3 protein-coding genes and 1 pseudogene are annotated in these 3334 nt (G+C 71.8%); all 4 read left to right on the top strand.

What is annotated here, in order from left to right; genetic code table 11:
- Positions 1-542 (top strand): AAC(3) family N-acetyltransferase (locus ABZ749_RS32200; protein WP_357234486.1); only part of this gene is annotated, 542 nt, incomplete at its 5' end.
- Between the two features lie 51 nt (positions 543-593).
- On the top strand, positions 594-1253 hold the full coding sequence (locus tag ABZ749_RS32195) for a TIR-like protein FxsC (protein WP_357234484.1): 660 nt from the start codon (positions 594-596) through the stop codon (positions 1251-1253).
- Entirely contained in the window at positions 1250-2512 is a 1263-nt protein-coding gene (locus ABZ749_RS32190) for a TIR-like protein FxsC (protein WP_357234481.1), read from the top strand. The genes ABZ749_RS32195 and ABZ749_RS32190 overlap by 4 nt, the downstream gene beginning before the upstream one ends.
- Positions 2509-3334 (top strand): annotated as a pseudogene (locus ABZ749_RS32185) (tetratricopeptide repeat protein); the annotation flags it as partial. The gene ABZ749_RS32190 and the pseudogene ABZ749_RS32185, both read left to right, overlap by 4 nt.

The raw sequence follows: 3334 nt of genomic DNA, 5'->3' as shown, positions 1-3334 counted from the left end.
GGTACGAGGCAGCGCTGCCGGGCTGGGACCGCCGGACCACCCCTTCGCAGCGGATGGGGGCGCTCGCCGAGTACGTCCGGTGTGCCCCCGGTGCCGTGCGCAGCGACCATCCGCAGACCTCGTTCGCCGCGCTCGGCCCGCGGGCCCGGCAGCTCACCGACGGCCACGACCTCACCTGCCACCTCGGGGAGCGCTCACCGATGGGCGAGCTCTACGCGGCGGACGGGCAGATCCTGCTGCTCGGCCTCGGCTACGAGGCGTGCAGCGCACTGCACCTGGCCGAGTACCGCCTGCCGGTGCCGCCGCCGGAGCGTGACTACCACTGCTTCCGGCTTGTCGACGGGCGGCGGGTCCGCCTCGACTTCCGGGCCCTCGACCTGGACGACCGGGACTTCCCACAGGTCGGTGCCGAGCTCGACGGAACGCCGTTGGTGCGCCACAGTCGGGTGGGGCGGGCCGGTGCGCGCCTGCTGCCGGCACGATCCACTGTCGACTTCGCGACTGCCTGGTTCGCCACGAACCGGCTGGCAGCTCAACGGTGAGGCGGGGACTACGCTGATGTTCCGACCGCGGTGGAAGGCGGAGGGGCGACGGTGATCACTGTGGACGCACCCTCCAGCGCACGCGCCCCACTCTTTTTCATCAGCTGCTCACGAGCGCTGGTCGCCCGCGCGACCGGCGAAACCGCCGAGCACGTCTCCCGCTTCTTCGAAGACCTCTCCGTCCACGTCAGCGAACTGGTTGGCCCGGTGACCGGAATGAACGCCGGCTTCCTGGACACCTCCATCGAGGACGGGGATCGCTGGAGCCCAGAGCTGCTCCACGCCGCCGGCACCTGCCAGGTCTTCGTTCCGCTGGTGTCCAGGGCGCTGCTCGGCAGTGCCTCGTGCGGCCGGGAGTGGGACGCGTTCTCCCGCCGACGAATCACCCCGCGGCGCAGCTCGGCCTCGCCCCACGAGACGGCGATCGTGCCCGTCACCTGGTTGCCGACGAACGGCGTGGTACTGCCTCGGGTGCTCCGCGACGTCCAGCGCTTCTCCGCGACCGCGTTGCCGGATCCCGACATCGCGGTGCACCACCAGCGGGAGGGGGTCCATGGCTTGCTGACCATGCGGTGGGAGAACGTGTACCGGGCGGTCGTCTGGCGGCTCGCGCAGCGGATCGTGGCCATCCACCGCTCGTACCTGGTCGAGCCGTGGGTGCCGGAGAGCGTGGACGAGCTGCGCAACAGGTTCGCCGAGGAGCAGGAGTGAGCCCGCCGACGGACCGGCGTCGACCGGGAGCGCGAGGGACGTACTTCTTCCTGAGCTACGCCCACTCGGCGCCGCCGCCGGGCGCCCGTGCCGGCGCCGACGTCTGGGTCGGCCAGTTCTTCGCCGACCTGACCGACGAGGTGCGGCGTCAGGCTCGACCCGTCGCCGGCATGCGGATCGGCTTCTTCGACCAGCACATCCCGTTGGGCGCCGACTGGAAGGCGGCCCTCGCCGAGGCGCTCGGTGACGCCGAGGTCTTCGTCCCGCTCTACTCACCCGGCTACTTCAGTCGCCCCTGGGCGCTGGGGGAGCAGGAGTCCTTCCGCGCCCGGTTGGCCGCCACCGGGCCGGCCCGGGTCACCGCCGGCCACCTCACTCCGGTGCTGTGGATCCCGTTCCCGCCGTGGGAGGCCCATCCGGAGTTGGATGGCGCCCTGGACCTGGGCCGGGACGTCCCGGAATACGCTGCCGACGGCCTGCGCGCGTTCTGCATGCTGGCCCCCTACCGAGCGCAGTACGAGCTGCTGCTGAGCCGCCTGGCGAGCCGGATCGTGCACACCGCCGAGCGACAACCGATCGGCCCGTCCAGGGCACCCGGCCTGGACGAGGTCGTCCGCCCGGCGCCGACCGACCCGGACTTCGTCGTGGCCGTCCTGGCTCCGACCCGGGACCGACTGCCAAACGATCGCGACCCCTCCGGCTACGCCTCCAGCGGCCGGCTCTGGCGGCCGTACGGGCGCCGCCAGCAGCTACCCGCCGCCGAGTACGCGGCCAGCACCGCCGAGCGGCTCGGGCTCTCGGCCCGTACCGAGGACTTCGCGCAGGCCTCCGCGCTGCTCGACCGGCGGCCGGCCGTGCTGCTTGTCGACCCGTGGATCGCGGCGGCGCCAGCCGCGGCCGCGGTGCTCGCCCGCATGCTGCACGGCCTGCGGCAGTGGGTCGTGCCGTTGGTGGTCACCGACGACGAGGACAGCCAGAACGCCACCCGCTGGGCCACCGAGGTGACCGAGTTGCTGCACGACGCCGGGCTGCCCCAGGTGAAGCGCGCGTGCAGCATGCCGGAGTTCGTCGACCTGATGCCCGCGCTGGTCACCGAGGCGCGCCGGCAGTTCCTCAAGTACGGCCCGGTCGTCTCCTTCGAGCCACAGCCGGAGCCGGTGCCGAGCCTGCGTGACGGCCTGCCCGCCGCCGGCTCGACCGACCCCGCGTCCCCGCCTGATGATCCGGGCCCACCGCGTCCCTCCGGGGAAGACGGATGAACAACGATCGCGAAGGCCAGGTCGTCACCTTCTACTCGTTCAAGGGGGGAACGGGTCGGACGATGGCGCTCGCCAACGTGGCCTGGATCCTGGCCGCCAGCGGCCGTCGAGTGCTCGTCGCCGACTGGGACCTCGAGTCACCCGGTCTGCACCGCTTCTTCCATCCGTTCCTCGACGCCGAGGCGATCCAGGGCACCAGCGGTGTGATCGACATGATCCGTGACTACGAGTGGGAGACCACCCGGGTCGACGACCGACCGGACCGCTGGATGGAGCAGTACGCCCGGGTCGGGCGGCACGCGTTTTCGCTGCGCTGGAACTTCCCCGGCGGCGGTGGTCTCGACTTCCTCTCCGCCGGCCGGCAGAACAGCGACTACGCCGTCTCGGTGAGCGGGCTGGACTGGGACAACTTCTACAACCGGCTGGGTGGGGCGCAGTTCTTCGAGGCGCTGCGGGCGGACATGAAGCGCCAGTACGACTTCACCCTGATCGACAGCCGGACGGGGCTCAGCGACGTCGCCGACATCTGCACCCTGCACCTACCGGACACCCTTGTCGACTGCTTCAGCCTCAGCGACCAGGGCATCGACGGCGCGGCCCGGGTGGCGCACTCGGTCCGGGACCGGTACCGGCGGCGCGACATCCGGGTCCTTCCGGTGCCGATGCGGGTCGACCAGGCCGAAAAGGAGCGGGCCGAGGCGGGTCGCCTGCTGGCCATGCGGCGGTTCGCCGGGTTGCCGGCCGGCATGACCGAAGCGGAACGGCGGCGTTACTGGGCCGCGGTGGAGGTGCCGTACCGACCGTTCTACGCGTACGAGGAGA

It is taken from the genome of Micromonospora sp. NPDC047753 (assembly GCF_040642735.1).
Classification (GTDB): Bacteria; Actinomycetota; Actinomycetes; order Mycobacteriales; family Micromonosporaceae; genus Micromonospora.
Note: the sequence above shows the minus strand (reverse complement) of the source record. Positions and strands in the feature narration are given on the sequence as shown.